The following is a 26776-nucleotide window of genomic DNA, read 5'->3' as shown; positions in this document are numbered from 1 at the left end:
TAATCCTCTAACCAATAGAATAACTAGTAGCTATCACTAGACCCGATTTGAGCTTTAACTTGCTCTTTTTGAAGTCTAGATTTTTCACTACCAATTCTTAGGTATTCAGAGCTATGTTTACGTCTCATTATTCTTGCATGACCAGCCCAAAGTATACACACTACTCCAGAAAGTACCCATCCAAACAGAGATAAGTTTTTAAAGCCATCAAGAATCAAAACCCCAAAGTCATATACTTTGTCTTCAGGCATTTTCCAAATAAACGCTAAAACCAGTAAAAAAGCAAGAACAGGCAACAACTGTCCTCGATCCATAGCTCTGATTATAATATCTCTGAACGCCTGAGCCCAAGATACTGTTTGCTTGTTATTTTTATTTGGCTTTGCCATATCACATCTATAATTAAAACATAGTCTCAATTAGACCATGTTACAGGTTAACTATCCGCAAGAACCTTGCCCAATTGCTATCAATATCACAACATTATTAAATATCTAAAATATCAATAACTTGAAAAAGATAACGTACGAATAATACCACAAGTAAACGGTCGAACACAATTTTGAAAAACGAAGTGAACTAAGTTAAGGCAATAACGAGTATAAATAGTTTCATATTCAACACAAGTAATTTACGAATAAAAATTAAACAATTACGTATTTAATCTATACATAACAAAATATATAGTTATATATATTCAAGAAAACAAAAATAACAATTATGTACCCCTCAAGTATCCCTCACTCACTATTAAGCCTTATATAGCTTGATAGTGAGTCCAATCAAGCATTGGAGCAACGGAGAAGCGTTGTAATGGATAAAAGCTCATAGGTAATTTCTTTCAGTGATCAAGGCCGCAATTCTAACATAATAGGAACACAAACAGCCATCCTATTACTTATTTTACTCACCAATAGACACTCTTTACCTTGATTATAATTCTCTAAATAGTGAAGTATAAATAAACATATCTATGATAAACTCGCCTACTTGTTCATAAATAAGACATGTAAACATTGAATAGTTCTCAAAAACAAAAAGTTGAGCAGTTATGCCAACAGCGTGGCGTTAGATTGACTCAACAACGGTTAACTGTTTTAGAGCTTATTGTCATCCACCATGGTGCCATTAGTGCTTACGATCTATTAGAGCAATTAAAAAAAATAGAACCCCAAGCAAAACCGCCTACCATTTATCGCGCTTTAGATTTTTTGGTAACCCAAGGTTTTGTACATAAGGTCGAATCTATAAATAGCTATATTTCTTGCTGTGTTATCGGCGAACATGCCCATTTTTCACAATTATTCATCTGTCGCACTTGCGATGATGTTGTCGAGTGCCATGATACTAAAATTACAGAGCAGCTAACAAAGCATGCTGAGCAAATTGGATTTTCTGTTGAAAACCATATTGTTGAAACTCATGGTACCTGCAAAGCTTGTTTACATAGCGATAATAAAAATTAATTTAAAGGATCCTACTCACGATGCGCGCTGAATTTGTAAACCCTTTCTTAGCTTCACTGATGAATGTACTTAAAACGATGGCTTCGATGGATTTAAAACCTCAAAAACCTCGTATTAAAAAAGACGAAATTGCTCGTGGTGATGTATCAGGCTTAATCGGCATGGTTGCTTCTCAAAGCCGTGGTTCGATGTCTATCACTTTTGAAGAATCTCTTGCACTTCAAATCATGCAAAATATGCTCGGCGAACGTCCAAACAGCATTAATGAAGAAGTAACGGATATGGTCGGTGAAATCACAAACATGGTCACCGGTGGCGCAAAACGAATTCTTTCAGAAAGTGGGTTTGAATTTGATATGGCCACTCCCATGGTTGTTTCAGGCAGAGCACACACGATTACTCATAAATGTGAAGGCGCCATTATTATTATGCCGTTTACGTCTGAATGGGGTAATGCATTTATTGAGATTTGTTTCGAATAGAGACGAACTCAAAAAGAAAGGTTGATGTAGTAATACATCAACCTTTTTTATTATCTGTATAAAATCAGCACATATAAAAAGAGCCAACCGAAGTCAGCTCTTTCATATTATCGAGTGCAATTCAATTATGCTTTAAACGCTTTAAATGCGTTAATTAAGCCATTCGTTGAACTGTCATGCGAGTTAATCGCTTTATCATCAGCCAATTCAGGAAGAATTTGGTTAGCCAATTGCTTACCTAGTTCTACACCCCATTGGTCAAAACTGAAGATATTCCAAATCACACCCTGTACGAAGATTTTATGTTCGTACATAGCAATCAAGTTGCCTAATGTTTTAGGTGTCACTTTTTTCACTAAGATTGAGTTAGTTGGGCGGTTACCTTCAAAGACTTTAAATGCCACCAACTCAGCTATTTCTGCTTCAGTTTTACCTGCCGCTGCAAACTCTGCTCTTACTGTTTCTTCTTTTTTACCAAACGCCAATGCTTCTGTTTGTGCAAAGAAGTTAGACATCAGTTTTTGATGATGATCGCCCACTTGGTTATGACTGATTGCAGGAGCAATAAAATCACATGGGATCAATTTCGTACCTTGGTGAATCAATTGGTAGAACGCATGCTGACCATTTGTACCTGGTTCACCCCAAATAATTGGACCCGTTTGGTAATCAACTGGATTGCCATTACGGTCAACACATTTACCGTTTGATTCCATATTACCTTGTTGGAAATACGCAGCAAAACGGTGTAGGTATTGATCATATGGCAAAATCGATTCTGATTCAGAACCATGGAAGTTGTTATACCATAGGCCAATCAATGCCAAGATTACTGGTACGTTATTTTCAAGTTCTGTATTTGCGAAATGATTATCCACTTCGTGAGCGCCTTCAAGAAGCTCAACAAAATGATCAAAACCAACCGCTAAAGCAATTGAAAGACCAATCGCAGACCATAAAGAATAACGACCGCCAACCCAATCCCAGAACTCAAACATGTTATCGGTATCAATACCAAACTCAGACACTGATTCTGCGTTTGTTGAAAGTGCTGCGAAGTGTTTCGCTACGTGTGCTTGATCGCCAGCTTCTGCTAAGAACCAATCACGAGCACTGTGTGCATTTGTCATTGTTTCTTGAGTCGTGAATGTTTTCGATGCGATTAAGAACAACGTTGTTTCTGGATTTAATGGCTTCAATGTTTCAACAATGTGTGTGCCATCGACGTTTGAAACAAAGTGCATGTTTAAACGTGTTTTGTATGGTGCTAATGCTTCTGACACCATGTAAGGACCAAGATCTGAACCACCGATACCAATGTTTACGATATCCGTAATTTCTTTGCCTGTGTAACCTTTCCATTCACCCGAGATCAAACGCTCAGTGAACGCTTTCATTTTTTCTAGCACTGCATTTACAGCAGGCATAACGTCTTCGCCATCAACGATAACTGGCGTATTACTGCGGTTACGAAGTGCCGTATGAAGCACTGAACGATCTTCAGTCTTATTGATTTTTTCACCACTGAACATCGCTTTGATTGCTTCTGATAATTCAGTTTGCTCAGCTAAAGAAAATAGCTTTTGCATCGTTTCTTCTGTCACTAAATTTTTAGAGAAATCAACTAAGATATCTTGGCCAAACGTTGTTGAAAATTTATCAAAACGTTGAGCATCAGCAGAAAACAAATCCGCTAAATTGAAGTTTTGCGCGGTTTCAAAATGTGCAGTCAAATCTGCCCAAGCTTGAGTTTCTGTTGGGTTGATGTTTTTTAACATGGTGAAATTATCCCGTGTAATATGCTTGTCGGTTCAAAAATAAATTTCTGAACTCCCCGTTTATACGAATCTAAAATTTGATGAGCTTTTATTATGACCAAAACTACGCTCACCCTTTTTGAGTTAGGTCACATTAAAACGTCTATATGTAAACATTATCTCGTTCAAATAACGATAAAACTAGTGCTAAATTTAAAATGGCTGATTGATCATGACACGAAATACATTTTCTTCACTTCCCCACGCCATTTCAGTACGAACGACGATACCTTCAACTTGGAAACGAATCGCACCACCAGCACTCCATCGCATATCATCATGCAATGTCGATAATGAAAACTCATCCGCTACACGACCAGTATCAACAAAAGCTACCCACTGCCACCAAGGCACGTCATAAAGATTAAAAATAGGCCAATCTTCTAATGGCTGCCAATCGGGCATCACTCGATACTCTGCAGAATAATGAACGGCAGAACGACCATGGAATCGCCCACCACCATAACTTCTTAATCGGTAAAGTCCGCCTAATTTAATTCCAGCATATTCAGGAGGTTGGTGTGCGCCTTCTTCCCAACTGGGTGTATCAGCAAGATAAAAATCAAACGCAAGCACTTGTTTCTTAATTACATTGCCAATCCCACCTAAATCAAAAAAGGCACTTTGTTGAAACTCCCATGTCCACCACTCTTCTTGTGAACTGGTTTCTGGAGAGTAAGTGAAATCTAACTCTGTTCGTGAACCATTGGTCGTATTTCTTACGCTATTTCTATTATCCCAATCAAAATTTACCTTCATTCCCCAATTCGATTCAGGCTCATCCCAATCGGAGACATCTGATAATGTACGAGAATAATAGAAAGGGCTAAGCTCAATACTTGAAACCCCACTTTCAAATGGATTACCACTTTTTACTTTACGATTTGGAGTATACGCGGCTTGAGCCCCGATATCTTTGGCATTACCAATGGGTAAAATATAATTAGCCGTCAGATAGTATTTAGCTTCAGTACTGTCGGTAAACACTTCGTCACTTTGATGAGAATTGTTACTTCCTGCGGTACCAATATAATAATCCATATCTTTAAAGCTGGCGTTATAAGCATTTGCACCAAACAACCAAGAATGACCCACTTGATTGTTATCAGATGACAAGTAAGTGAGATAAGAACCTTTACTTGAGTACATTCCGGCAGCAAATAAGGTGGCTTGAGGTTGCCCCACACCTTTCATTACACCGGCGACGCCTATCGTAGTCCCCAAGCTTTCTGAAGAATACATAAAAGGAACCGCCGCCGTTTCAGGAAGCGAGTTTGGCCATATATCACTTTCAGAAAAGACATAAGGTGAAATAAGAAAAAGCGCTAAACCAGTAGCGCTTCTTAAGGACAGTTGTTTCAAATTAACTCTCATGGGTCAAAGATACATTAAGGAATATATTGCATTTGCACTCTTGATGTTAGTTTAGTCACTAACTCATAAGCAATAGTTCCAATGTGTTCTGCTACTTCTTCTGCAGGAAGATCTCGTCCCCACAAAATAGCTTCATCACCAACGTTATCTTCTGCATCAGGTCCTAAATCAACCGTTAGCATATCCATAGAAACACGACCAGCTACCGGAACTTTGCGTCCATTAACTAATACTGGCGTCCCATTCGGTGCTGCAATTGGGTAACCATCGCCGTAACCAATCGCGATAACCCCAATTTTAGTATCACGCTCACTGGTCCACATCGCACCATAACCAACACTTTCTCCGGCTTTTACTTCTCTTACCGCAATCAAATGAGAAGTGAGAGTCATGGTAGGTAAATACCCTAAATCTTGAGCCGTTTTCTCAGAAAAAGGAGAGACACCATACATAATGATACCGGGACGAACCCAATCCAATTGACTGTCTGGCCATGCAAGCAATCCAGCAGAAGCCGCAAGCGATCGTTCCCCTTGGCATCCATCCGTCAATGACATGAACGTTTCAATTTGTTCGTTCGTCGTCGGATTATCTAATTCATCTGCACAACCAAAATGGCTCATATAACGCAATGGCTGAGCTACATTTTTACACGCATGCAAACGATCAACATATTCTTGGTATTCTTCAGGGCGAATACCTAAGCGATGCATACCTGAATCGACTTTCAACCAAACAACAACAGGGCCTTCAAGATCTGCATTTTCTAATGCTTCAAGTTGCTCTTTGCAATGCACCGCCGTTTGAATGTTATTAGCGACTAAAATTGGTAAATCACCCGCAGAATAAAATCCTTCGAGTAATAAAACTTGTTTCACTATGCCGCCAGCTCGAAGCTGTAAAGCTTCTTCAATTCGCGCCACACCAAAAGCATCTACACCGTGCGCACCTTTAGCAATATTGAGTAAACCATGGCCATAACCATTTGCTTTTACCACAGCAAGAAGTTTGCTGTTGGGTGCTTGCTGTTTAATTTTTTGCAAATTATGCGCTAAGGCAGACATATCAATCTGTGCAGCAGCGGCTGTCATATAGCTCATACTTTTGCCTTATTATTCATCATCAAACGCAGGACCTGCGTAATTATCAAAGCGAGAAAATTGCCCTTGGAAGGTTAAACTTACCGAGCCAATTGGACCATTACGCTGTTTACCAAGAATAATCTCAGCAATCCCTTTGCGGTTACTTTCAGGGTTATAAACTTCATCACGGTAAATAAACATGATCAAATCGGCATCTTGCTCGATTGCACCAGATTCACGTAAATCCGAGTTAATTGGGCGTTTATCAGCACGTTGCTCTAGGGAACGGTTAAGCTGAGACAGGGCAACAACCGGAACGTTTAATTCTTTTGCTAACGCTTTTAATGAGCGTGAAATTTCTGAAATTTCTTGAGTACGATTATCTTGCATACCAGGAACACGCATTAATTGAAGGTAATCTATCATGATCATACTTAACCCTCCCGACTCACGTGCAACACGACGAGCACGAGAACGTAGCTCGGTTGGCGTTAAACCTGAGCTATCATCAATATACATATTCTTTTTCTGAGTCAAAATACCCATGGTAGACGAAATACGCGCCCAATCTTCGTCATCTAATTGACCAGTACGAATTTTGGTTTGGTCAACTCGAGACATCGAAGCCAACATACGCATCATTAGCTGTTCCGCTGGCATCTCTAGTGAGAAAATCAAAACGGGTTTGTCTTGGTCCATTGCAGCGTTTTCACATAAGTTCATCGCAAAGGTTGTTTTACCCATTGATGGACGAGCCGCAACGATAATTAAATCAGACCCTTGTAGACCCGCTGTTTTCTTATTTAAATCCGTGAAGCCAGTAGAGACACCTGTGACACCATCTTGTGGGCTTTGGTATAAAAGCTCAATACGTTCTAATGTTCGCTCAAGAATGGTATCTACCGTTTGTGGCCCTTCATTCTCAGTCGTACGCGCTTCTGCAATGGCAAAAACTTTACTTTCGGCCATATCCAGTAAATCTTCAGAAGTACGGCCTTGAGGATCATAACCCGCGTCAGCAATTTCATTGGCGACACCAATCAAGTTACGAACCATCGCACGTTCACGAACAATATCAGCATAGGCATTAATGTTAGCGGCACTTGGGGTGTTTTTCACTAAATCAGCAAGATAAGCAAAACCGCCCACTGAATCTAATTTTTCATGACGTTCAAGATGCTCAGATAGGGTAATTAAATCCAACGGCATACTATCTTCTAGGATGGATTTAACCGATTCAAAAATTAATCGGTGTGGTCTGCTATAAAAATCAACAGCTACCACTTTTTCAGCGACAGTATCCCACCGCTCATTATCAAGTAGTAAACCACCAAGTACAGATTGCTCTGCCTCTAATGAATGCGGCGGTACTTTTAACGCATCAACTTGTGCATCATACTTGCGGTTTTGATTTCGATTATCAGCCATTACTACTTTTCACCATCCTAAATTCAGCTCTACATTATAACCAAAAGAAATTGGGATGAAATAACTATCCGTGTATCTCCTGATAACCTTTCGCAAAATAAAGATTTTGACTCAAATTTAACTCATCAACCAGATAAACTCCTATACTATGTGTCCTCTTTATTCTTTCTGAGATTAATACGTGTTAAAAAAAGTTTTACTTACAGGGCTTATCGCAATCAATGCATCTGTTCATGCAAGTGAGATTGAAAGTGAAGACGCGGATACGTCACCTCCCTCTCCTAGGGAAAGCCAAGTCGAATTGGGTTATGGAAGCGACAACTCACTATCTCTTAATTGTAGCCTAGAGCCGGTTTATACCTCTGGGCAGGACAGTCATGTCGGTGACGTGAAGTATTACTTATCAAAAGATGAGTGTGAAACCGACACTGAGCAGCTAACCCTTGAGAAAAAACCAAGCATCAGTGTTCCGGCAAGTGAGATCGATACAGAAGACGACGATACATCACCCCCTTCTCCATGGGAAAGCCAAGTCGAATTTGGTTATCAATCAAGCAAAGGTAACGATGATTCACAGTCTCTTAATGGTCGCTTAGAAGCAAGTTACACGTCTGGACAGCATCGTCACACAGGTGAAGTGAAGTATTATTTATCAAAAGAAGATGGCGAAACAGACAAAGACCAATTAAGCCTTAATTTACAAAGTGACTATAAAATAAGTCCTGATTACTATCTTTATGCCAACTTTAAAGGCTTAGAGACGGAATACAGTGCCTATTTTAAAGATTATACCTTTTCAGGTGGTTTAGGTTACCAAGCCAGTAATACGGAAAAGTTAGTATTAGAATTAGAATTAGGCCCTGGTTACCGTTATCAAAATCCAAATCTTGATGAGATTGATGATGACGATCTTATTTTTCCAGAAACAGTGGCAGAAGCGATCTTACGAACAAATATTACCGTATCGTGGAAACCAATGGACGTATTAACGCTTGCTTCTGAAGTCACCGTCACTAGCGGTCGAAGTAACACGCGTATCGATTCTGAAGTGAGCCTAACAAATAATATTACAGAAGAAATCGCCCTGAAGATCGCACAATCTCAAGAATATTTAGATCGTGTACCTCCAGGATTAAGCAAAACTGATTCTGTTATTTCAGTTAACTTATTATTTCTCTTCTAGATAAAGTTTAATCCCGCCATTCTCAATGTAACTCTTCATGCTTTTTCACTAATCCAAAATCAGCCAAGATGGCATAAGCGGCAGGGATCATGAAGAGTACCAAGAGCGTTGATGTGAAAATACCAAATACAATAGAAACGACGAGAGGCTGAATAACTTGCGCCTGCAAACTGGTTTCTAATAATAGAGGTAATAATCCCACAGCCGTTGTTACTGACGTTAAAAATACCGCTCTAAACCGTTCTTGGCTGGCTTTTACGACCGCTTCATACACGGAATCACCCTCATCCACATGATGTCGAATGTATTGCACTAACAAAATAGAATCGTTCACAACTATCCCCGCCAATGATACAAACCCCATAATACTCGGCATGCTTAATGGGTGACCTAATAATACATGCCCCCACAACACCCCAATCAACGCGAGTGGAATTGCCAGCATGACGACAAAAGGTTCAAGATAACTTCTAAATTGAAAACTCAAAATAACAAACACACCAAATAAGCCCAGCATAAAACCAGTGCCCATTGATTGTCCGGTTTCGGCGGTGTCTTTCGCTTCGCCTTCAAAATCAAAACGCAAACTTGGGTATTTCTTTTGTAGCTCGGGCGCAAGCTCTGATCTAAATTGAGCTAATATTTCAGAAGAGCTGACTTGTGATGCATGAACATCGCCAAATACGCTTAAGGTTCTTAATCCATTAATGCGTTGAATTCGAACATAGTTACGTTGAAAATCCAATGTAGCGATAGAAGCTAAGGGGATTTGACTGCCATCAGGCATGATAATTGGGAAATTTTCTAACATGTGTAAATCTCCCGCTTGCTCTTTATTCAAACGCACTTCAATTTCAATGTTTTCAACACCGAGTTGGATCTCATCTGCCGTTTGTCCAAAATACGCCGCTCGTAATTGATTTGCGATCAGTTGGCCAGTAACACCATAGGTTTCAGCGCCCGGTCTTAATTTCACCAGAACCTCTTCCTTGCCCATACGCATGTCATCAAGCACACCATACACGCCAGAAAACTCATTCAAATAGGCCTGAACTTCTAATGATGCTGATTTCAATGTATGTAAATCATCATCCATCATCCGAATTTCAATCGCCCGACCTCCCGGCCCCATCGTCGGTTGCTTATAAACCATGGTTATTGGTTCAGCTAACTCTCCAACTTCTGCACGCCACGCATCAATAAAATCATCAATTAATGTGTTTCGTTTTTCTGCCCCTAATAAATCTAAACGAATGGTCGCTAGATGAGGTCCAGATTCACTCGCATCTGCATTGGTATTAAATTGTTGAGTAATGTGCTCAACCAATGGACGACCATCTTCATTTTTCTCGCTCCACTCTTCATTTAATTTTTCAGCCGCTGACACTATTTTATCGACGACTAATTCAGTTTGAGAAAGTGACGTGCCCGGGGGTAGGATAATTCGCGCTTCAGCAATATCACCATCCAACTCTGGGAAACCAACAAACTTCAGAGCACCGCCAGAAATGAGTGAAAAAGAAATCAGCAAACTCGCAATAACGGCACCTAAAAAGGCATAACGCCATTCCACTACTTTTGTGACGGCTTTCACTAGAGTGACATTTCTAAAATGCTCAAAACGATCTAATACGATTTTTTTGATGCCTGAAATTGGCTTGTCTTTTTTTGCCTTATGTAATGAGTGACTAAGGTGATTAGGAAGAATTAAAAACGCTTCAATTAGACTAAGAGACAAAACTAATATCAGTACTTGTGGAATGACTTTTAAAACAGCCCCCATTTCTCCTTGTAAAAACATCAAGCTACCAAAGATACACACCGTCGTTAAGAAAGAAGACAGTACGCCGGGAAAAACCTTCTTCACCCCGTTATATACCGCATCGTCTATCTCTTGCCCTCGGTCTAAATGGGAAGCGATGGATTCTGCAATTACAATGGCGTCATCCATCATTATCCCTATCGCCATCAACAGGGCGACCAGCGACATAATATTAATGGAGAGCCCCAAACTCGCCATTAAAAATAAACCGCCAAGAAAAGCCACCGGAAGGCCTGCCGCAACCCAAAAGGAATATCGGAACGTAAAAAAGAGCCACATGGTAAGGAAAACAAGAATGATCCCTTGCCAGCCATTTTTTACCATCATGGTTAGTCGATCCCACAACAAGGAGGAAAGATCGTTGGTCATTTCTAATGCCACGCCATCAGGAGCAACAGATTGTTGATATTTAACAAACTCCGTCACTCGATCTTTAATGCGTAAGGCGTCTTCTTCTTTATTTTTACTGATCTTAAGTAACGCTGATGGCTTACCATCAAACAATACTTTTTGTTCATCCAATTCAAAGCGATCGGTTATCGTGGCAATATCGCCTAAACGGATCAACGCCCCATTATCTGATGCACCCATGACTGTTTTGGCCAATTCTTGCGGAGTTGTTTTTCTTTCATCAAAGCGAATTAAAAAATTCTTTTCTGGGGTTTCTATGCTGCCGCTTGGTAGCTTTACATTTTGTTCAGCCAGTTTATTCGCAATGTCACTGACATTTAAACCAAGCTGACGAATGGCTCCTTCATCTAACTCAACACGGTATTGGTGATCCGAAAAACCACTCACTTCAACCAAGGAAACATCATAATCAAGCTTGAGGCTTTGTTTGAGCTTTTCTGCATACGCTTTTAATTCTGGCCATGTTGTGTCTGCCGTAATCGCCACATCCACCACGGGTTCATTCCAATCCAATTCTTGGACTATCGGGGACTCTATCTCTTTAGGAAAATCGTTAATTGAATCAATTTGAGTCTGAACATCAACCAACATTCGTCCAATGTCGGCTTTCGCATTCAATTTAATGACCAAACGAGCAGATCCCTCAATCGCCTCACATTTCGTCTCTTCTATATTACCTAACCCATCAACAGCGTCTTCCAGTCGAACACAAATGCTTTCCTCCACTTCTTGTGGCGACGCACCTGGATAAACCACCCCAGCGAGAATATAAGGGGGGCTAAACTCAGGAAAGGTTTCTCGCTTTAATTGAGATAGCGACACCACACCAAGCAGAAAAATAGAAAGCATTAATAAATTGGCGGCGGTTGGATGTCTTGCAAAAAACTTAATCATTTAACCGACTCCTCTTCCTTTCTTTGCTCAACGGAACGCAATTGCATACCGTGAATAGCAGGAAGGAGATCATTTAAGATCAACAAGTCACCCGACGTTATACCCCCGACAATAGCGACTTGATTGTCTCTTCTAAAGACAATGTTTACGGGTAAAATAGTTAACTGGCTGTCATTATTAAGTAGGTAGATCTTATCACCATGAAGTGCACTTTCAGGGATCACCCACTGTGGTGAAAGCTCACCTTCAATTTCTGCTTTTACAAACATACCATTAACTAATGGAGGTAATGTGCCGGGAGTTAATGAGCGGTAGTCTTGTTGTATCTCTAAAATAATGCCAACGGTTGCTTGATTGGGATCGACCGTTTCACTGATCCGAGCAACCTGAGCTTGCCACTCTGCATTAAAACGCCCACTGCTTAATTGTACGTTTGCTTTTAGCGGCAATGAATCAAGATTAGGCATACCTTGTTCATTCGATTGAAATATACCAAAACTGTGCACTAGCGTTTGCATATCATGAATAGAAACTTGTGCTTCCACTTCCATGGTTTTAATACCATGAGCAATAAACATTTCTTGCTGTAAATTCACCACTTGGTCAGCTTCAATGTCCACTTCAGAAATACGAACATCGGTTGGTAATACGATTGATGTTTTATCTAAAGATCGCTGTGCCTCTTTTAATTTTGCTTGGTTCACTTTAACAATGGCTTGAGCTACTTTTCTTTCATCAGGCAATAATAAAATTTGGTTTTGAATATCTAGCACGACTTTTTGTTGCGCTAAATAAGATTGATTTTGCTGATCAAGATCCGATTGAGACGTTAAGCCTTTTTTCTGTAAATTTACTTTTCTACTTAATTCTTTTTTGCTGATCGCCAAGCGATTTTTTTCAATTTTTAATGTGTTACGAATGTTCTTTTCTTCTAGATCCACTTTTGCTAATTGGGTTTCACTTGACCCTAAATCCGCCTCTGCTTGAGCAAGCTTTAATTCGTAATCGAGTGGATCAATCCTCAGCACCTCTGTCCCAGCAAGTAACACATTGCCTTTATTTAATTCAGGGTGGCGATAGACCACTTTACCTGAAACTTCAGCAATGGCTTTCCATTCAAATTTAGGCCTTATTTTACCGAATCCAATCACTTTAGGCGCAATACTCTGTTGCTCTAAAGCAATGGTCTTCACTATTTTTGAACGATCTTCAATGGGCTTAACTTCGGCCTCAGGCCGTAATTTCGTGATGGTCACCAAGATAATGACACCGATAGCCACCACAGGAAAAAAGAGCAGTTTTTTAGTTATTTTCATTAGAATTCGTCTCTTTTATTTTGAAATAAGCCGTCACTTAATAAACGAATATTATGCTCCAGTAGATCAGTAAGAAATGCTTCATTTAACTCAATATTATGAAAATCCAACATTTTCTTTGGTGCTAGAAAAGGAAAAACCATTAAACTCATCATTGATAATCTGGCTTTAATTGGATCGATTCCTTCCTTAAATAAGCCTTGATTAACGACTGGATCAAACAGCTTGCTTTGCATTGGCTGCAAAATACCAAAAATAATTTGCTGAAGCGCAGCTTGCTGCTCGTTATCAGCCTCCATAATTCTTAATATTAACTTAGGAAAAGCCGGTACTTTTATCATCGCTCGATAATACGCACGCATGAAATCCACTAAATCTTGCTCATTATCGTTCTCTAATGCCAACCTAAATTGTTCAACGACTGGCGCAATGGTTTCTTTAAACATTGCCTCAAACAATCCTTCTTTATTGCCAAAGTAATATCTAATCATCGCAATATTAGCCTTCGCGTTATCCGCAATTAATCGAGTGGATACTTTGTTATAAGGCCGAGAAACAAAAAGTTCACGTGCGTGAAAGATAAGTTGCTCTCTAACTTCTGACTCCCCTTTCGGTCTTCCTAATTGCTTCGTCATTGATAACACCTTATTTACCTATTTTTTTGATTATAATTATTAATCGTGTGATTAATTATAAGTTAGTCGAAAAAATGTGCGATCCCTTTAATTCACTCACGTTTAATCATTTGATTAATTAATGGACTTCATTCAAGAAATGCATCTCATTTGAGCAATAATCCATCGTAGCAATCGTTTTTCTTCTCAGTTTTTAACTTTTGTCTAAAAATAAGCCTGTATATAGTAAAAACGTTATTTAATGGTTGACGATACAGGCTGAGTACGATATTAATTTGTTAATTATTTTTATGGATTGTATTTCAAATGAAAACAGCATCTTCTTTACTTCTAAACCTCCTCCTTATCGTGAACATCTCACGCGGGTAGGTTGTGGAATAAAAGAAGCCATAAACCAAATTTTAAAACCCGCTGAACATGGCGGGTTTTTTTATGGATAACCGCCGTCAAAGCGCACGACATACACAAGGAAGAAAGCCCATGAGCGATCAAGTCATAATATTCGACACCACCTTAAGAGATGGCGAGCAAGCACTGTCAGCAAGCTTAACCGTAAAAGAAAAATTGCAGATTGCGTTTGCGCTTGAGCGTCTTGGTGTTGATGTCATTGAAGCTGGCTTTCCAATTTCATCACCAGGTGATTTTGAGTCGGTACGAACCATAGCAAAACACATCAAAAACAGTCGTATTTGTGCCCTTTCTCGTGCGGTTACTAAAGATATCGATGTCGCAGCTGACGCATTAAAAGTCGCAGAAGCGTTTCGAATTCACACCTTCATTTCAACCTCAACGGTTCACGTTCAAGATAAGTTACGTCGTAGTTATGATGACGTAGTAGAAATGGGCGTCAAAGCCGTTCAGCGTGCTCGTAAATACACCGATGATGTTGAATTTTCTTGTGAAGATGCAGGCCGTACTCCTATTGATAATCTATGTCGTATGGTAGAAGCCGCAATCAACGCAGGTGCAAATACCATCAATATCCCAGATACGGTGGGTTACACCATTCCTGGCGAATTTGGCGGTATTATTCAAACTCTATTTAATCGAGTTCCAAACATTGATAAAGCAATTATCTCTGTGCACTGTCATGATGATTTGGGTATGTCTGTAGCCAACTCAATCGCAGCGGTTCAAGCCGGTGCTCGTCAAGTTGAAGGCACGATTAATGGTATTGGTGAGCGTGCAGGTAACTGTTCTCTAGAAGAAATTGCAATGATTTTGCAAACTCGTTCAGAGTATCTAGGTGTTCATACTGGTCTTAAAAATGATGAAATCCATCGCACCAGTAAGCTAGTTAGTCAGCTTTGTAATATGCCAATTCAAAGTAATAAGGCTATCGTAGGCGCGAACGCGTTTAGCCACTCTTCAGGCATCCACCAAGACGGAATGCTTAAGAATAAAAACACTTATGAAATCATGACGCCAGAATCTATTGGCTTAAAAAACAAAGCGTTAAACCTAACCAGTCGTTCTGGCCGTGCCGCAGTTAAAAGTCACATGGATTCGATGGGTTATAAAGCCGAAGAATATAATCTAGATACCTTGTATGCCGATTTCGTAAAACTGGCCGATCGTAAGGGCCAAGTATTTGATTACGATTTAGAAGCCCTAATGCACTTTGCTAATCTTCGCGATGAAGACGACTTTTATAAGTTGAACTACTTGAGCGTGCAATCTGGCAGCGTCATGGCAACCACCAGTATCAAATTGCTTTGTGGCGACGAAGAAAAATGTGAAGCCGCTGTCGGTAACGGTCCAGTAGATGCTCTTTATCAATGTATTTATAAGCTAACCGGTTATGAAATTGTACTGGATAAGTTTGACCTAACAGCGAAAGGCGAAGGCGAGGACGGGTTAGGTCAAGCCGATATCATTGCAAATTACAAAGGCCGTAAGTACCACGGTACAGGCTTAGCTACCGATATTATTGAAGCATCAGGCCAAGCACTGCTTCACGTCATTAATAGCATTCACCGTGCTGATCAAATTGCAGAAATTAAGCAAAATAAAATCACGACGGTATAGCACTAAATAAATTTAAATCAGGGCAAATACACCGTGCCTTGATTTTCCAAATTAAATAGAAAGATTAAAGGATTAACATGACGAATAAAACATACAAGATTGCGATTTTACCTGGCGATGGTATCGGCCCAGAAGTCATGGACCAAGCACATAAAGTTCTGGATGCGATTGAGAAAAAACACGCGATTTCATTTTCTCGTGAACAACATGATGTGGGTGGAATCGCAATTGATAATCACGGTTGCCCACTACCAGAAAGTACCGTAAAAGGCTGTGAAGAATCAGATGCGGTTCTATTCGGCTCCGTTGGTGGACCTAAATGGGAAAACCTTCCACCGAATGATCAACCAGAACGTGGCGCCCTACTTCCTCTTCGTAAGCATTTCGAACTGTTTTGTAACCTACGTCCAGCTCAAATTCATAAAGGATTAGAAGGGTTTTCTCCACTGCGTGCTGATATTTCGGGTAACGGTTTTGATATCGTTGTTGTTCGAGAACTGACTGGTGGCATTTACTTTGGTCAACCGAAAGGTCGTGAAGGCGAAGGTCCTCAAGAGAAAGCGTACGATACTGAAATTTATCATCGTTATGAAATTGAACGTATTGCAAAGATTGCTTTTGAATCTGCGCTTCTACGTAACAAAAACGTGTACTCAATTGATAAAGCCAACGTTCTACAAAGCTCTATTTTATGGCGTGAAGTGGTCGAAGAAGTAGCGAAAGGCTACCCAGAAGTCAAACTGAGCCACATGTACATTGATAACGCGACCATGCAACTAATCAAAGATCCCTCTCAGTTTGATGTCATGTTGTGTTCAAATATCTTTGGGGACATCATTTCTGATGAATGTGCCATGATCACAGGCTCTATGGGCATGCTTCCTTCAGCAAGCCTAAATAAAGATAACTTTGGTTTGTATGAGCCAGCAGGTGGTTCAGCACCAGATATCGCAGGCAAAAACATTGCAAATCCAGTCGCTCAAATTTTATCGGCGGCATTGATGTTGCGCTATAGCCTTGGTGAAGAAGAAGCAGCTCAAAGTATTGAAGCTGCCGTATCTAAAGCGCTATCAGCAGGTGAACTAACGGCCGATCTTGCCGGAGATAAACCCGCATTAACGACCTCAGCAATGGGCGATAAAATCGCTGAATATATTTTGAATTCGTAATTCAAGGAAGAAGCAATGTCTAACGCAAAAACATTATACGAAAAAGTTTATGATGCCCATGTTGCAGTTGCAGCAAAAGGTGAAACCCCAATTTTATATATCGACCGCCATTTAGTTCATGAAGTGACCTCACCACAAGCATTTGATGGTCTGCGTGAAAAAGGTCGTAAAGTTCGCCAAGTCGGTAAAACTTTCGCGACGATGGATCATAACGTATCAACACAAACCAAAGACATTAATGCCTCTGGTGAAATGGCTCGAATCCAAATGGAAACACTGTCTAAAAACTGTGAAGAATTTGGCGTAACCCTTTACGATCTAAACCATAAATACCAAGGTATTGTGCACGTAATGGGACCAGAGCTAGGTATTACACTTCCAGGTATGACGATTGTGTGTGGAGATTCACACACAGCAACGCACGGCGCATTTGGTTCTCTTGCATTTGGTATTGGTACCTCTGAAGTTGAACACGTATTAGCGACACAAACGCTAAAGCAAGCTCGTGCAAAAACGATGAAGATCGAAGTCAAAGGAAAAGTCACAGAAGGCATTACCGCAAAAGACATCGTTCTAGCGATCATTGGTAAAACAACCGCAGCTGGCGGTACTGGTTATGTGGTTGAATTCTGTGGTGAGGCAATTACAGATCTGACGATGGAAGGTCGCATGACGGTATGTAATATGGCGATAGAGCTAGGTGCCAAAGCCGGCCTAATCGCACCAGATGCCACCACGTTTGACTACATTACTGGTCGTAAATTCTCACCTCAAGGTGAAGATTTGACGGCAGCTATCGAATATTGGTCGTCACTAAAAACGGATGATGATGCAAAGTTTGATGCAGTTGTTAGCCTTGATGCCTCTGAAATTAAACCACAAGTGACGTGGGGAACAAACCCTGGCCAAGTTATTGCCATTGATCAACCCATTCCTGCACCAGAGAGTTTTTCTGACCCGGTAGAAAAAGTATCCGCAGAAAAAGCCTTGGCTTATATGGGTCTTGAAGCCGGTAAATCATTAACAGATTACAACGTAGACAAAGTGTTTGTCGGCTCTTGTACCAACTCTCGTATTGAAGATATCCGCGCTGCAGCTGCTGTTGCTAAAGGCAACAAAGTCGCCGCTCATGTTCAAGCCTTGATTGTTCCAGGTTCTGAGCAAGTAAAAGCACAAGCGGAAAAAGAAGGATTAGACATCATCTTTAAAGAAGCGGGTTTTGAGTGGCGTTTACCGGGTTGCTCTATGTGTCTTGCAATGAACAATGACCGTTTAGGTCCACAAGAGCGTTGTGCATCAACATCAAACCGTAACTTTGAAGGTCGCCAAGGCCGTGATGGACGAACTCACCTAGTAAGCCCTGCCATGGCAGCGGCAGCCGCGATTGCGGGTCATTTTGTTGATATTCGTACCATCACAGAAACAGCATAAAGGAATTTACTATGTCAGGTTTTAAACAACATACAGGTCTAGTCGTTCCTTTAGATACGGCAAACATTGATACCGATGCCATCATTCCAAAACAGTTTTTACAAAAAGTAAATCGCACGGGTTTTGGTAAGCACTTATTCCATGACTGGCGCTTTCTTGATGATGCAGGTCAGCAACCAAACCCAGAATTTGTAATGAATGCCCCTCGTTATCAAGGCGCAAGTATTCTACTTGCCCGTGAAAACTTTGGTTGTGGCTCATCGCGTGAACACGCACCGTGGGCTTTGGCGGATTACGGAATCCAAGTCATGATTGCACCAAGCTTTGCTGATATTTTCTATGGCAACTCTATCAATAACCAAATGATCCCTGTGCGTTTGACTGATATTGAAGTGGATGAAATATTCCAATTCGTTGAAGCAAATGAAGGCGCTGAAATTGCAGTTGATTTGGAAGCCATGTTAGTAAGCGCTAACGGTAAGCAGTATTCTTTTGAGATTGATGAGTTCCGTCGCCACTGCCTGTTAAATGGGTTAGATAATATCGGTTTGACACTGCAACATGCTGATAAAATTTCAGAATTCGAAGCTAAGATCCCGAGCTTTTTGAAATAGGATTCAGGATTCAGGATTCAGGATTCAGGATTCAGGATTCAGGAAATGATGAGAGGTTGATATGAACGTATCAACCTCTTTTTTGTCTATAAAATAGAGTCATCTATAATAAACACACACCTAAAACAAAAGTCAGGTACCTTTTTATGAAAATCCTTATTTCCTCATTACTTTTGCTTTTCTCGTTCCATTCTTTTGCCGCACCAAAATCTGAGTTGTGGGACTATTGGAATATTAGTAACGAAAACAACCCAACGACAATTTCACACCAATACTGGCAACAAACACTCGACAAATACGTCGTGGCTGAAGGGGAGTACACACTTTTTGATTACGCCAATGTAACCGACGCCGATGAACGAACACTAAACAGTTATTTACGTCAAATGCGCCGTATTGATCCAAGAGAATATAAAAAAGCAGAACAATATGCGTATTGGGTGAATCTGTATAACGCCATCACCGTAAAAATTATTTTGGATAACTACCCAATTAAGTCAATAACTAAACTCGGAGGATTATTTAGCTTTGGTCCTTGGGATGAAAACGTGGTTACCGTTGCAGGTAAAACCCTAACCTTAAACGACATTGAGCATCGAATTCTTCGTCCTATTTGGAATGATCCTAGAACTCACTACGCCGTAAATTGCGCCAGCTTTGGCTGCCCTAATTTACAACAAAAAGCCTTTACCTCTAGAAACCGTGATCGTTTATTGGATAAAGCCGCAACCGAATTTATTAACAGTAAAAAAGGTCTTTATATTGGGACAGGAAAAGTGCAGCTCTCTTCTATTTATGACTGGTTTAGTGTCGATTTTGGAACCCAAGCAGAACTATTTAAACACTTAAAAAAATATCGCCCAGAATTAGAACCATTCAAAGGCGATATCAGTTATGACTACGATTGGAAGCTTAATAAACAATAATAGTGTAAATTAAAAGAAAGGGGTTATTTAATCCCTTTTGCTTTCTTAATTAAATCGTAGGCACCTTGGATTTCTTGTGCTTTTTCTTTTGCCATGTTCATCATTTCAGGTGGTAAACCTTTAGCCACTAACTTATCTGGGTGATGTTCATTCATTAATTTACGATGCGCACGTTTAATCGCTTTAGCATCAGCATCTTCACTAACCCCTAATAAATTATAAGCGTCCTTCAACTGATTCGCAGAACTTGCTTTTTGCCACTGCCCATTGCTTTGATGTGACCCACTCTGCTGACCAGAAAAACCACCGCCTTGTTGAAAACGAAAAGCGGCCTCTTGCATTTTTAAACGTTTTTCAAGTTGCGCGGCACTGAAACCAAGCTCTTCTGCAACAATGTGTAAAATATCTCTTTCACTCGGATGAATATCGCCATCCGCAAGAGCCGATGCAATTTGTAATTCCAAAAAGAACTGCAATAAATCATAACGACCACCCGTAATAGAACGGATTTTTTGTAATGTTTCTCTTAATGGAAAATTGTTTTCTTTGCCTTCAATGAACGCTTCTTGTGCTTCTTTCTTTTGAGCAGTACTTAAGTTCATACGCTCCATCATCATAGAAGCGAGCTGGATTTCTTGTGCTGTTACTTGCCCTTTTGCTTTAGCAACGTGCCCCATAACAGCAAAAGCAGCATGAAAAAACTCTGCTTGTTTCTCTGTTTGTGATGCTCCACCCGTTTGGAATGTAAAACCACTGTTTGCCATTCGTTTTGCTTTATCAAATTGATGGCCAATGAACACCCCTAAAGCAGCACCAAAGAAGCCGCCAAATAAGAATCCAAAAAAACCACCTAATATTTTGCCAAATATTTGCATTTTATATTCCAATTAATGAATTATTCTATTTTTACTCTGTCACACAATGAGCAAATGCAACCGCTTACTTTACAACCTATAATAGATGATATCGACATCTTAAGGTGGTTTGGGCATAGCTTTTGCTTTATTATAAAGGATTATCTCTATCTAGTATCTTTGAGTATATCAGCGGATTAATATAACAAACAGGAACGTCTAACTCGATGTCTTTTACCTCTCGCAGCTTACTTGCTTCATTTACTGGATGCCTTCTTTATGGATCCCCTGCCATTGCTGATGATGCAGGCCAATCCATACCTCCAGAAAACAATATTATTTTCCCTTTGAAAACTGATGCAGTGAATTCTTGTCAAGTCCCTGTAAAGATGTCAAAAGAGGAAGAAGATCAACAGCCTGTATTAATTCAAGCAGACAGTGTTGAAGCTCATAATAACTCAAAAGCCACCTATAAAGGTAATGTGCATGTCATAAAAGGACGCCAAGAAATAAAAGCGGACAATATTACATTGCACCAACAAGAAAACATCGCCATAGCCGAAGGTAATGTTGATTACTCAAGCATGGACATGAGATCAAAGTCAGATAAAGTCACAACGGATTTAAACACCGAAGACACCACGATGATCAATACATCATATAAAATGTCTTGTCAGCCTATTCGTGGTACTGCTAGCCGTGTATTAAAAACAGGGCAAGCTATTTATCAATTAGAAGATGCCTCATTTACTACCTGTCCTGCCGGTGATAAAAGTTGGCGCTTTAAAGCCAGTGATATCGAATTAGATCAATCTGATGAATGGGCAACATTCTACAATGCTCGCTTTGAAATTCTTGATGTGCCTATTTTATATCTTCCATATATAACCGTGCCCGTCGGTGATACCCGTAAAACAGGGGTGTTAATTCCAAGTGCAGGTTTAGACAGTAAAAATGGATTTGAATTATCCGTTCCAATCTATTGGAATATTGCCCCAAACTACGATGCAACAACCACCATTAATTACATGGAAAAACGTGGTACCCAATTAGAAGGGAATTTCCGTTATTTAACCGATTTTGGTTCTGGCGAAATCGATGCAGAATACCTCGGCGATGATGCGAAATACAAAGAAAAAGGCGCTCGTTGGGGAGCAAGCTGGAATCACTCAGGCATTTATAAACAAAACTGGAAATTTGAAGTTGAATACTCACAAGTCAGTGATATTACTTATTTCCAAGATTTAAACTCTAGCATTGGTACGCGTGACGAAGGTCAATTGCAGCAATCTGGTGAGGTCTCTTACCGAACTCAAGATTGGGATTTAACGATGCGTGTTCGTGATTTCCAAGTCCTTGTCGACAATAGTTATCCATACCGCTTGATGCCGCAAATGGAATTTAACTATTACGCACCTCAGTTTTATAATGAATTCGATTTCAATTTAAATAGCCATATAAGTAAATTTGAGACTGATGATCCAACAAAGCCGTCAGCCACTCGTGTTCACATGGAACCTAAATTAAGCTTACCATTAAGTGGGACTTGGTGGTCATTAACACCTGAAACGAGCTTACTTTATACTTATTACACCCAAGAATTTGACGCAACAAAAGATCCGTCACTATCTGATTTAGCGGCAGAAACTGACCGAACTATTCCAGAAGTCCGTATCAATGGTGCTATCTATTTAGACAGCACGCATAAATTCTTAGGTGAATACTTACAAACATTAGAACCGAAAATACAGTATTTATATGTACCAGAAGTCGATCAAAGTGATATTTATGGTGGTACCGGTGAAGGTGGTTACGACAGTAGTAAACTTCAGTTAGATTACTATGGTTTATTTAGAGATCGCCAATACAGTGGTGTTGATTATATTGCGGCAGCAAATCAATTCAGTATTGGGGCAACGTCTCGTTTTTATGATGATGCTTACAAAGAGCGAATGAACATCTCATTTGGTCAAATCCTATACATGAATGGATCTGGCACTTCAAATGAAGGCGATGATAAAAATTCATCGGCATGGGCGATAGAAAGTGATTTCAACTACGATGATTATCTTTTCTACCATGGTGGTATTCAATACGACTCTAATGTGGACGAGCTACAGGTTGCAAACAGCACCATAGAATACCGACACAGCAATGGTTATGTTCAGCTTAACTATCGTTATGTAAGTAAAAACTACATCGAAAGTAACGTAAACTTTCAAGATGACCTAGATAAAATAACTCAACATGGCATTTACCAAGCAGGGTTCTTAACGCAGTACAACATCAGTAATAGCTGGCAGCTCCAAGCACAATATTTTCATGATACAAAAGAAGACTACATGCTTGAAGCTCTCGTCGGTGCAACTTACCTAAGTGACTGTTGGTCATTTGGTTTAACTTATAGTGATCAGTTAATTGCACCAGAAACCTCCGGTTCTATTGGTAGTTATGAACCAGAATATGAAAGTAACTTAATGCTTTCTATTGCGATTCGAGGTTTAGGCACCAATACGGGTATTACATCAGGCACAGCAACCAATGCGTTAGGCTATGGTCGCCCATTCTATTTAAATAATTAATTATAGGGACACGAGTTAACGCTAACGGATATCGCTATCGTTAACTCTCTATACACTCTTGGATGACACTATGAAAAACTGGAAAATTCCATTTATTAGCAGTTTATTACTAATACTGACAATAAATGTACATGCCGCTCCCGTAGAGCTTGACCGCGTTATTGCCATTGTAGATGAAGGCGTTGTATTACAAAGTGATATTGAAACTTCATTAAAAACAGTAAAAATCAATGCTCAAGAAAAAGGACAACCGTTACCTGAAGAAAGCGTGCTGCGTGAACAAGTATTAGAAAAATTGATTCTTGATACCATTCAAAGTCAACAAGCGGAAAAAATGGGTATTCGTATTGACGATACTCGTTTAGAAGAAGCATTAAACAATATAGCAAAAGACAACAAAATGACCTTGGCGCAGTTACAACAAAAAGCGGCCTCTCAAGGCCTCGCTTATGCCGACTTCCGCGAACAAATTCGTAAAGAAATTGCAGCAAGTGAAGCTCGTAATGCACAAGTTCGTCGTCGTATTAATATTCTACCTCAAGAAGTAGAAAGCCTTGCTCTGTTACTTTCGGAAGAAACTCAAGCGACAGTCCAATACAAAATCAGCCATATTCAATTGCGTACTGATGGTGCCACTCAAGCAGAAAAAGAAGCTCTAGAAAAACAAGCTCAAGAACTGACTGAACGCTTAAAACAAGGCGCTGATTTTGCAACAATGGCGTACACCTATTCAAAAGGACCAAAAGCACTGCAAGGCGGTGATTGGGGTTGGATGAGAAAAGAAGAAATGCCAACGATTTTTGCTGATCAAATTACAGGTCAAGGAAAAAGCAGCATCATTGGCCCATTCCGCTCTGGTGTTGGTTTTCATATTATAAAGATTGACGATGTAAAAGGCCTAGAGACCGTTGCTGTTACTGAAGTAAACGCTCGTCATATCTTAGTTAAAACATCGGTTATAATGAGTGATGAAGGTGCAGAGCGACTATTGAACCAAATCACTTCAGATATAGCATCAGGAAAAGAAACATTTGCCGCGATGGCTCAACGTTATAGCCAAGATCCAGGTTCAGCAGCCGCAAATGGGGAATTAGGTTTCCAGACTCCAGACCTATATGTTCCAGAATTTAAACATCAAGTTGAAACTCTACCTGTTGGTCAAATAAGTAAGCCATTTAAAACAGTTCATGGTTGGCATATTGCTGAAGTATTAGAGCGTCGCCAAGTTGATAGAACTGATGCTGCGATGAAAAACAAAGCTTATCGAATTCTAATGAATCGCAAGTTTAACGAAGAGTCAGGCGCTTGGTTACAAGAAATCAGAGCGAGTGCTTATGTCGAAATCCTGCAAGATAATGATGACAGTGATGAAAATGAATAATATAAAACGCATAGCAATCACACCGGGAGAACCCGCGGGCATCGGCCCTGATCTTGTTCTTTCTATTGCTCAACAAGATTGGCCTCATCAATTGGTTATCTGTGGTAATCGAACGGCATTAGAACAAAGAGCAAAACAATTAAAGTTATCAATTAATATTGAAAACTACGATGTAAATACACCCGTAAAATCTCATCGTGCTGGGACATTAATTGTAGATAACATTGAATTAGGCACAGATGTTATTGCTGGCGAGTTAAACGAAGCGAATGGTCACTATGTATTAGAAACCCTAACGCGCGCCGCTCAAGGTAATATGGATGGTGAGTTTGATGCCGTAGTTACCGGCCCAGTACACAAAGGGGTAATTAATCGTGCAGGTGTTGCTTTTAGTGGTCATACCGAGTTCTTTGCCGAATTATCGAATACACAACAAGTTGTAATGATGCTAGCAACAGAAGGACTTCGTGTTGCGTTAGTAACTACTCACATACCTTTGGCTTATGTCGCTAAAGCAATTACTGATGACCGATTAAAACAAGTTATTCGAATCTTACATCAAGATTTAATCACTAAGTTTGGCATCACTAATCCAGCTATTTTTGTCTGTGGTTTAAACCCACATGCAGGTGAAGATGGCTGTCTTGGTCGTGAAGAAATTGATATCATTACACCCGCACTAAATGATTTACGTGAAAAAGAAAGCATGAACCTTATTGGTCCTTTGCCCGCTGACACGTTATTTCAAGATAAATACTTACAAGAAGCTGATGCCGTGCTCGCGATGTATCACGATCAAGGGCTTCCTGTGTTAAAATTTAAAGGATTTGGAAAGTCGGTGAACATTACATTAGGTTTGCCTTTTATCCGAACTTCCGTAGACCACGGTACTGCATTGGAATTAGCGGGTACTGGAAAAGCAGATGCAGGAAGCTTTATTACCGCACTTACCCATGCAATTGAACTGGTAGAAAATAAATGAGTACAAGAAATGATGTCCATTTAGGCCATAAAGCGAAGAAACGCTTTGGTCAAAACTTCTTAAACGACCCTTACGTAATCGATGGAATCGTATCTGCAATCAACCCTCTGCCAGGTCAAAACCTTGTAGAAATTGGTCCAGGTCTTGGGGCAATCACTGAGCCTGTTGGCCGTGAAATAGACAAATTTACTGTTATCGAACTTGACCGTGATTTAGCCGCTCGTTTACGTACTCACCCTGAATTGGGCAGTAAATTAACCATTTATGAAGGCGATGCAATGCGCTTCGACTTCACGCAGCTTATTCAAGAAGGCAATAAATTACGTATTTTTGGTAACTTGCCATATAACATCTCTACACCATTAATGTTCCACCTTTTTGAATTTCATAAAGACATACAAGATATGCACTTTATGCTACAAAAAGAAGTGGTTAACCGCCTAGCGGCAGGTCCAGGGACTAAAGCTTATGGCCGCCTAACAGTAATGGCTCAGTATTACTGTAAGGTAATGCCTGTACTTGAAGTGCCACCAACAGCATTTGTTCCGCCACCGAAGGTTGATTCTGCCGTCGTTCGTCTAGTGCCTTATGAGGTACTTCCGTTCCCAGCGAAGAACTTAAAATGGCTTGACCGCGTATGTCGTGAAGGCTTCAACCAACGCCGCAAAACAGTACGAAACTGTTTCAAAGCACTATTAACAAAAGAACAATTGGAAGCATTAGGTGTTAATCCTTCCCATCGTCCTGAAAACTTAACGTTAGAGCAGTTTGTTATCATGGCAAACTGGTTGAATGACAACTACCAAGCTGAATCAACAGAATCGGCTTAACTTAGTGGTTCATCATTAACGAACACAGTAAAATAAAAGGTGACTTCATTGTCACCTTTTTTCTATCTA

The 26776-nt window shown here is 40.1% G+C and carries 21 protein-coding genes; 12 read left to right on the top strand and 9 right to left on the bottom strand.

The window, feature by feature from the left end; all coding sequences use genetic code 11:
- Nucleotides 1-23 precede the first annotated feature (23 nt).
- A complete protein-coding gene (locus A6E04_RS17730) occupies nt 24-389 on the bottom strand; it encodes a hypothetical protein (protein WP_065611990.1) in 366 nt (121 codons plus the stop codon).
- Nucleotides 390-1016: 627 nt separating this feature from the next.
- Here A6E04_RS17730 and zur point away from each other — a divergent pair.
- Together zur and A6E04_RS17720 are read left to right on the top strand one after the other, a co-directional pair.
- The gene (gene zur, locus A6E04_RS17725) at nt 1017-1466 is read left to right on the top strand and encodes a zinc uptake transcriptional repressor Zur (protein ID WP_017021508.1); all 450 of its coding nucleotides are present in this window, start codon (nt 1017-1019) and stop codon (nt 1464-1466) included.
- A 20-nt stretch (nt 1467-1486) separates the two neighbouring features.
- Nucleotides 1487-1948 (top strand): chemotaxis protein CheX, encoded by a 462-nt coding sequence (locus A6E04_RS17720; protein WP_023604411.1) that lies wholly within the window; start codon nt 1487-1489, stop codon nt 1946-1948.
- A 125-nt stretch (nt 1949-2073) separates the two neighbouring features.
- On the opposite strand, the gene pgi is transcribed toward A6E04_RS17720, so the two are convergent.
- From pgi to A6E04_RS17700, 4 genes are all read right to left on the bottom strand, one after another.
- Nucleotides 2074-3726: a glucose-6-phosphate isomerase gene (gene pgi, locus A6E04_RS17715; RefSeq protein WP_023604410.1), complete on the bottom strand. Its 1653-nt coding sequence runs from the start codon at nt 3724-3726 to the stop codon at nt 2074-2076.
- A gap of 192 nt (nt 3727-3918) precedes the next feature.
- Nucleotides 3919-5139, bottom strand: coding sequence for a BamA/TamA family outer membrane protein (locus A6E04_RS17710; protein WP_023604409.1), 1221 nt, complete (start codon nt 5137-5139; stop codon nt 3919-3921).
- A gap of 14 nt (nt 5140-5153) precedes the next feature.
- A complete protein-coding gene (alr, locus tag A6E04_RS17705) occupies nt 5154-6239 on the bottom strand; it encodes an alanine racemase (RefSeq protein WP_017021511.1) in 1086 nt (361 codons plus the stop codon).
- A 12-nt stretch (nt 6240-6251) separates the two neighbouring features.
- A complete protein-coding gene (locus A6E04_RS17700) occupies nt 6252-7649 on the bottom strand; it encodes a replicative DNA helicase (RefSeq protein WP_017021512.1) in 1398 nt (465 codons plus the stop codon).
- A gap of 460 nt (nt 7650-8109) precedes the next feature.
- Here A6E04_RS17700 and A6E04_RS17695 point away from each other — a divergent pair, with 460 nt between their 5' ends.
- Nucleotides 8110-8832 carry a DUF481 domain-containing protein gene (locus tag A6E04_RS17695; protein ID WP_241802901.1) on the top strand — a complete coding sequence of 241 codons (723 nt, stop codon included), beginning with the start codon at nt 8110-8112 and terminating at the stop codon, nt 8830-8832.
- Between the two features lie 22 nt (nt 8833-8854).
- On the opposite strand, the gene A6E04_RS17690 is transcribed toward A6E04_RS17695, so the two are convergent.
- From A6E04_RS17690 to A6E04_RS17680, 3 genes are read right to left on the bottom strand one after another with little or no spacing between them, the layout of a single operon-like run.
- On the bottom strand, nt 8855-11959 hold the full coding sequence (locus tag A6E04_RS17690) for an efflux RND transporter permease subunit (RefSeq protein WP_065611988.1): 3105 nt from the start codon (nt 11957-11959) through the stop codon (nt 8855-8857).
- Nucleotides 11956-13275 carry an efflux RND transporter periplasmic adaptor subunit gene (locus A6E04_RS17685; RefSeq protein ID WP_065611987.1) on the bottom strand — a complete coding sequence of 440 codons (1320 nt, stop codon included), beginning with the start codon at nt 13273-13275 and terminating at the stop codon, nt 11956-11958. The genes A6E04_RS17690 and A6E04_RS17685 overlap by 4 nt, the downstream gene beginning before the upstream one ends.
- Nucleotides 13275-13910 carry a TetR/AcrR family transcriptional regulator gene (locus A6E04_RS17680; RefSeq protein ID WP_017021516.1) on the bottom strand — a complete coding sequence of 212 codons (636 nt, stop codon included), beginning with the start codon at nt 13908-13910 and terminating at the stop codon, nt 13275-13277. The genes A6E04_RS17685 and A6E04_RS17680 overlap by 1 nt, the downstream gene beginning before the upstream one ends.
- Nucleotides 13911-14390: 480 nt before the next feature.
- Here A6E04_RS17680 and leuA point away from each other — a divergent pair, with 480 nt between their 5' ends.
- The 5 genes from leuA to A6E04_RS17655 all read left to right on the top strand — a co-directional run bounded on the left by leuA (nt 14391) and on the right by A6E04_RS17655 (nt 20078).
- The gene (gene leuA / locus A6E04_RS17675; protein WP_017021517.1) at nt 14391-15938 is read left to right on the top strand and encodes a 2-isopropylmalate synthase; all 1548 of its coding nucleotides are present in this window, start codon (nt 14391-14393) and stop codon (nt 15936-15938) included.
- A gap of 77 nt (nt 15939-16015) precedes the next feature.
- Nucleotides 16016-17107, top strand: a complete 1092-nt coding sequence (leuB, locus tag A6E04_RS17670; protein ID WP_017021518.1) for a 3-isopropylmalate dehydrogenase — start codon at nt 16016-16018, stop codon at nt 17105-17107.
- A 15-nt stretch (nt 17108-17122) separates the two neighbouring features.
- Nucleotides 17123-18538: a 3-isopropylmalate dehydratase large subunit gene (gene leuC / locus A6E04_RS17665; RefSeq protein ID WP_017021519.1), complete on the top strand. Its 1416-nt coding sequence runs from the start codon at nt 17123-17125 to the stop codon at nt 18536-18538.
- Between the two features lie 11 nt (nt 18539-18549).
- The gene (gene leuD, locus A6E04_RS17660) at nt 18550-19152 is read left to right on the top strand and encodes a 3-isopropylmalate dehydratase small subunit (RefSeq protein ID WP_017021520.1); all 603 of its coding nucleotides are present in this window, start codon (nt 18550-18552) and stop codon (nt 19150-19152) included.
- 146 nt (nt 19153-19298) lie between these two features.
- A complete protein-coding gene (locus A6E04_RS17655) occupies nt 19299-20078 on the top strand; it encodes a DUF547 domain-containing protein (RefSeq protein ID WP_017021521.1) in 780 nt (259 codons plus the stop codon).
- Nucleotides 20079-20101: 23 nt separating this feature from the next.
- Here the strand turns inward: A6E04_RS17655 and djlA are convergent, their stop codons facing one another.
- On the bottom strand, nt 20102-20953 hold the full coding sequence (djlA, locus tag A6E04_RS17650) for a co-chaperone DjlA (RefSeq protein ID WP_012549199.1): 852 nt from the start codon (nt 20951-20953) through the stop codon (nt 20102-20104).
- Nucleotides 20954-21159: 206 nt separating this feature from the next.
- Here djlA and lptD point away from each other — a divergent pair, with 206 nt between their 5' ends.
- The 4 genes from lptD to rsmA all read left to right on the top strand — a co-directional run bounded on the left by lptD (nt 21160) and on the right by rsmA (nt 26707).
- Nucleotides 21160-23514: an LPS assembly protein LptD gene (gene lptD / locus A6E04_RS17645; protein ID WP_017021522.1), complete on the top strand. Its 2355-nt coding sequence runs from the start codon at nt 21160-21162 to the stop codon at nt 23512-23514.
- Between the two features lie 70 nt (nt 23515-23584).
- Nucleotides 23585-24895, top strand: coding sequence for a peptidylprolyl isomerase SurA (gene surA, locus A6E04_RS17640; protein ID WP_017021523.1), 1311 nt, complete (start codon nt 23585-23587; stop codon nt 24893-24895).
- Nucleotides 24888-25877 carry a 4-hydroxythreonine-4-phosphate dehydrogenase PdxA gene (gene pdxA, locus A6E04_RS17635; RefSeq protein WP_083199086.1) on the top strand — a complete coding sequence of 330 codons (990 nt, stop codon included), beginning with the start codon at nt 24888-24890 and terminating at the stop codon, nt 25875-25877. The genes surA and pdxA overlap by 8 nt, the downstream gene beginning before the upstream one ends.
- Nucleotides 25874-26707, top strand: coding sequence for a 16S rRNA (adenine(1518)-N(6)/adenine(1519)-N(6))-dimethyltransferase RsmA (gene rsmA / locus A6E04_RS17630; protein WP_012549195.1), 834 nt, complete (start codon nt 25874-25876; stop codon nt 26705-26707). The genes pdxA and rsmA overlap by 4 nt, the downstream gene beginning before the upstream one ends.
- The last annotated feature ends 69 nt before the right edge of the window (nt 26708-26776 follow it).

The organism is Aliivibrio logei, assembly GCF_001691055.1.
Classification (GTDB): domain Bacteria; phylum Pseudomonadota; class Gammaproteobacteria; order Enterobacterales; family Vibrionaceae; genus Aliivibrio; species Aliivibrio salmonicida.
The sequence above is the reverse complement of the archived record's forward strand: the minus strand, read 5'-3'. Positions and strand labels throughout refer to the sequence as shown.

Coding starts and splice junctions, on each gene's coding strand:
- A6E04_RS17730 (WP_065611990.1), bottom strand. CDS start 389: ATGGCAAAGCCAAATAAAAATAACAAGCAAACAGTATCTTGGGCTCAG.
- A6E04_RS17720 (WP_023604411.1), top strand. CDS start 1,487: ATGCGCGCTGAATTTGTAAACCCTTTCTTAGCTTCACTGATGAATGTA.
- pgi (WP_023604410.1), bottom strand. CDS start 3,726: ATGTTAAAAAACATCAACCCAACAGAAACTCAAGCTTGGGCAGATTTG.
- A6E04_RS17710 (WP_023604409.1), bottom strand. CDS start 5,139: ATGAGAGTTAATTTGAAACAACTGTCCTTAAGAAGCGCTACTGGTTTA.
- alr (WP_017021511.1), bottom strand. CDS start 6,239: ATGAGCTATATGACAGCCGCTGCTGCACAGATTGATATGTCTGCCTTA.
- A6E04_RS17700 (WP_017021512.1), bottom strand. CDS start 7,649: ATGGCTGATAATCGAAATCAAAACCGCAAGTATGATGCACAAGTTGAT.
- A6E04_RS17690 (WP_065611988.1), bottom strand. CDS start 11,959: ATGATTAAGTTTTTTGCAAGACATCCAACCGCCGCCAATTTATTAATG.
- A6E04_RS17685 (WP_065611987.1), bottom strand. CDS start 13,275: ATGAAAATAACTAAAAAACTGCTCTTTTTTCCTGTGGTGGCTATCGGT.
- A6E04_RS17680 (WP_017021516.1), bottom strand. CDS start 13,910: ATGACGAAGCAATTAGGAAGACCGAAAGGGGAGTCAGAAGTTAGAGAG.
- leuA (WP_017021517.1), top strand. CDS start 14,391: ATGAGCGATCAAGTCATAATATTCGACACCACCTTAAGAGATGGCGAG.
- leuB (WP_017021518.1), top strand. CDS start 16,016: ATGACGAATAAAACATACAAGATTGCGATTTTACCTGGCGATGGTATC.
- leuC (WP_017021519.1), top strand. CDS start 17,123: ATGTCTAACGCAAAAACATTATACGAAAAAGTTTATGATGCCCATGTT.
- leuD (WP_017021520.1), top strand. CDS start 18,550: ATGTCAGGTTTTAAACAACATACAGGTCTAGTCGTTCCTTTAGATACG.
- A6E04_RS17655 (WP_017021521.1), top strand. CDS start 19,299: ATGAAAATCCTTATTTCCTCATTACTTTTGCTTTTCTCGTTCCATTCT.
- djlA (WP_012549199.1), bottom strand. CDS start 20,953: ATGCAAATATTTGGCAAAATATTAGGTGGTTTTTTTGGATTCTTATTT.
- lptD (WP_017021522.1), top strand. CDS start 21,160: ATGTCTTTTACCTCTCGCAGCTTACTTGCTTCATTTACTGGATGCCTT.
- surA (WP_017021523.1), top strand. CDS start 23,585: ATGAAAAACTGGAAAATTCCATTTATTAGCAGTTTATTACTAATACTG.
- pdxA (WP_083199086.1), top strand. CDS start 24,888: ATGAATAATATAAAACGCATAGCAATCACACCGGGAGAACCCGCGGGC.
- rsmA (WP_012549195.1), top strand. CDS start 25,874: ATGAGTACAAGAAATGATGTCCATTTAGGCCATAAAGCGAAGAAACGC.